This is a genomic window from Roseateles sp. P5_B10 (assembly GCF_056400485.1).
Window position 1 is genome coordinate 1 of the sequence record NZ_JBFULE010000620.1, and the last position, 3,164, is coordinate 3,164.

A 3,164-nucleotide genomic window follows, 5' to 3' on the forward strand; every position below is an offset into this window, starting at 1 on the left:
TTCCTGGCCGCGTCCATGGCTTGGTTCGGCACGTCCTCGCCATAGGGATTGATGGCGAAGTAGGCGACGTAGAGCGGTTTGCTCATGTCCTTCTCCTTGGACTGGYCAGCTGGCGCTGACCGAGGTGCCAGCGTGCTGGCTGGGTGGGTGAGATGAAGCGATGTCGGGCGCTTCGCTGAATACTGTGTATTTATACAGTACACCAAAAATCGGGAGGCGTCCACGCCTTCGGCCGCTTGATGAACTGGGCGAGCCTGGCCGGCGTTGCCGGCCGTCCGGGCTCTTGCAGGTTCGCGCCTGGCGCTCATCCACCCGGTGCGTGGACTGCTGTCCAGCCCTTTCGATCCCTCTTGCGGGCGCCTGGCGGCGCTGAAGTGCACCGCTGCGAGGTGGGGGTGGGCAGCGGCCCCCGCTGGGCCCGCTGCGCGCTGCCGCGGGTGGTGGGGGCGAMTCCCATCGGTCTTGCTCGCGTTTCCCGCATGGGCGGTGGCCTGCGTCCTGGGCCGTCCCTTTCTCGACGGGTAGCGCRGCGCCCACCGAAGTCAACGGTGCAGCTGCGCTCCGTGTCCTCACCCGGTCCCGTCGCGATGCGCCGGGCTGCGGCCTCCGGGCCGGCCATTGCCTTCGGTGGGCGCCGCGCTCCTGGTCCGTCGAGACGGCTCCAGGAAGCAGGTTTTCCCACCACCAACGCAGAAAGGCGTGAACCATGAGCAAGACCGAAACCCTCACCACCCGCGGCAACAACAGCCTCGAAGCGGACGTTCCCTCCGCACCTCCCGAGACTCACCAGGAAGCAAGCATTGCCCTGCGGGCAGGAACGGAAGAAGCAAACCTTCAGTACTTGACGCTGCGGTGCCTGCGGCTGGATGAGCGCAACGTGCGCAAAGACGAGCCCACCGAGGCGGAGATCGACGAGCTGGCTGACTTGATCGATGCGCAGGGCCTGCTGCAGAACCTCTCGGTGCTGGCCTACGACAGCCCCCGACGCGGCAAGGGTCGCGACAGCAAGCGGCTGTTCACACATGGCGTGATCGCGGGGGGCCGGCGCCTGCGGGCGCTGAATGTGCTGGTCAAACGTGGGCGCATCACGCTGGACTTCGAGGTGCTGTGCGCCGTGATCCCTGCCGAGCGGGCCATTGCGGTCAGCATGGCCGAGAACCAGGGCCAGAAGCCGATGAGCGTCGCGGACACCGTGCGGGCGTTCGCGGACATGGTGGCGGCCGGTGCCGGCATCGAGGACATCGCCGTGTGCTTCGGGCTCACGCCGCTGACCGTCAAGCGCCGGCTGAAGCTCGCAACGGTGGCAGGCAGTACGTCAAGGACCTTCGCGCCGTAGTCTGGCGCACGCGTCAGCTCGGCCAGCCTGACCAGGTCATGTTCTGGCAAGGACTTCATGGCCTTCACGACGCAAGCGGTCATGCAAAGTCGGCTCGTCGAATCGGATGGGTTCGCACTCGCACCATCGATCGAATGCCGCTTCGGTGTCGAAGGAGATCATCTGGGCAGTGCGCGGGCCCGTCGGTGGGTAGTGGCGTCGCTCGACGAGCAGCCCGGTCGACGTATGAAGGATCGCGAAGGCAAGCGTGCCGTCAGCGGAAGTGAGAAGGCGGGTGGGTGTGCCCGACGTCGAGCCCACAAGGCCGGCGCGCCACGCCGCCATGGAGTTCCGATGCTTCCGCGCCTGAAGGGCGGACCGTTTTGCGCCTAGCGGTCTGGCCGGACGGTCCACGGGGTCAAGTTGCCGCCGACTACCGGCTGGTTGGCATTGCTTCGCATCGTGCCCGGTGCTTTTTTGGCTTGATGTTGAATCCATCCCTGCTCCCGTTGGGACGGCCAGGCTGTCTGACCCGGTTCGCGTCCATGTAAGTTGCAAGCCCGAACACATTGCAGGCCGTTACTGACAGTCTGTCTACTGGCACCGATCGCTGTCGGTTACACCACCTCGTAGTGAGGGGATGTCCCAGGATGTCCCTTGAGCACGCTCAGACCGAACGATCACTTCGCTGTGTGGTTCGGTCCGTCGAGATAGGCGTCAATGGCGATCTGCTTCGACGCTGAGTTTTGGGCGAGCCGGCGCGTCCATTCGTCGCGTCGCACGGCCGAACGAATCCACTCTTACGATTCGTTTCCGTGGCACGCCTACGCTGGCGTGTGCTGTGATTCCATGAGATACGAGTTGCAGGCGGGAGCGCCCCATGTTCGTTCTGATCCAATGCGAGCCACGACCCAACGCGCCTTGTTGGCCGGGCCGGCGCCTGCTTGCGGCTGTCGATGCGCTTACCTGGCCGATCGTGTGCGCGCTGCTTGTGCTTCACCTTCCAGGCGCGGCCGGAATGAGTCGCCCTGTCGCCGCCGTCATGGCGCTGTGGGCGTTCTTTCGCCTGTGCTGTGCGGTGCTGGCGAATCACCGCTACTGGTTCACCACGTGGCTGTTCGTGCGCGTCGCCGCCGTGCTGTTGCTGGTCGGCGCCGTAGTGAAGTTCGCGCTGCCCGGCTGAACGGCGAAGCGCACTCAGTGAGAAGCCTTGGGCCGCGTCGCGATCCAGGCATCGATTTCCGCTTTCGGCCAGCCGATTGCACGGGGTCCGAGCTGCACCGCGCTGGGAAACAGTTCAAGAGCCATCAGGCGGTAGATGGTGGAACGTCCTAGGCCYGTGCGCTGCCTCACCTTCGGCAGCCGCAGGATGTCTGAAGCATCGGGTTCCTGCGGGCCAGCAGGCGTCGGTATCGCATTCATTTCCACAACATTGCTCCGGTGGACTTGTCGGGAAAATCTAGGCCTGCAAGGGGTATCGCGACATGCTGGATTCAAGGCCGAATGCTGGCGGGCTTAGCATCCAGGCTTCTATTTGCGGGAGACGCTGGAGCATGTGCTACTCGGCTCAGATCTGGTCGGACTATCGGAAATACGTCCGCGAGTTCCGCGCGCGCGTAGGCATCAAGGAGTTCCGCGACCTGTTTTTTAGGAAGGCCAACGGCGCCCAGTTGCTGTGGCCCAAGGGCATGGAGATGGTGTTCGCGAATCCGCAGACAGATGAAGAGCACGAGATCTGGGAACTGGTCCAGCAGTGCCGGCGAAACGACGCGCAAACCTTCGAGCAAAACTTGTTCGAGCAGCTCAGGATGCTCGGCAAAGAACGCAGTGACCTTGCCTGCATCTCGCG

At 64.2% G+C, this 3,164-nt stretch carries 5 protein-coding genes and 1 pseudogene; 3 read left to right on the forward strand and 3 right to left on the reverse strand.

Going from position 1 to position 3,164, the window contains the following annotated elements:
- Positions 1–224 (reverse strand): hypothetical protein (locus AC1DU6_RS24880; protein WP_477860340.1); only part of this gene is annotated, 224 nt, incomplete at its 3' end.
- A gap of 482 nt (positions 225–706) precedes the next feature.
- Between AC1DU6_RS24880 and AC1DU6_RS24885 the strand changes: the two genes are divergently transcribed.
- Complete coding sequence (locus tag AC1DU6_RS24885; RefSeq protein ID WP_477860342.1) at positions 707–1,336, forward strand: ParB/Srx family N-terminal domain-containing protein; 630 nt, start codon at positions 707–709, stop codon at positions 1,334–1,336.
- Positions 1,337–1,372: 36 nt separating this feature from the next.
- On the opposite strand, the gene AC1DU6_RS24890 is transcribed toward AC1DU6_RS24885, so the two are convergent.
- Positions 1,373–1,660 carry a hypothetical protein gene (locus AC1DU6_RS24890; RefSeq protein ID WP_477860344.1) on the reverse strand — a complete coding sequence of 96 codons (288 nt, stop codon included), beginning with the start codon at positions 1,658–1,660 and terminating at the stop codon, positions 1,373–1,375.
- A gap of 535 nt (positions 1,661–2,195) precedes the next feature.
- Here AC1DU6_RS24890 and AC1DU6_RS24895 point away from each other — a divergent pair.
- Positions 2,196–2,498, forward strand: coding sequence for a hypothetical protein (locus AC1DU6_RS24895; RefSeq protein ID WP_477860346.1), 303 nt, complete (start codon positions 2,196–2,198; stop codon positions 2,496–2,498).
- 14 nt (positions 2,499–2,512) lie between these two features.
- Here AC1DU6_RS24895 and AC1DU6_RS24900 read toward each other — a convergent pair whose 3' ends face one another.
- Positions 2,513–2,737 (reverse strand): helix-turn-helix transcriptional regulator, encoded by a 225-nt coding sequence (locus tag AC1DU6_RS24900; RefSeq protein ID WP_477860347.1) that lies wholly within the window; start codon positions 2,735–2,737, stop codon positions 2,513–2,515.
- Positions 2,738–2,868: 131 nt separating this feature from the next.
- On the opposite strand from AC1DU6_RS24900, the pseudogene AC1DU6_RS24905 reads away from it, so the two are divergent.
- Positions 2,869–3,164, forward strand: a pseudogene (locus AC1DU6_RS24905) (SOS response-associated peptidase family protein); the annotation flags it as partial.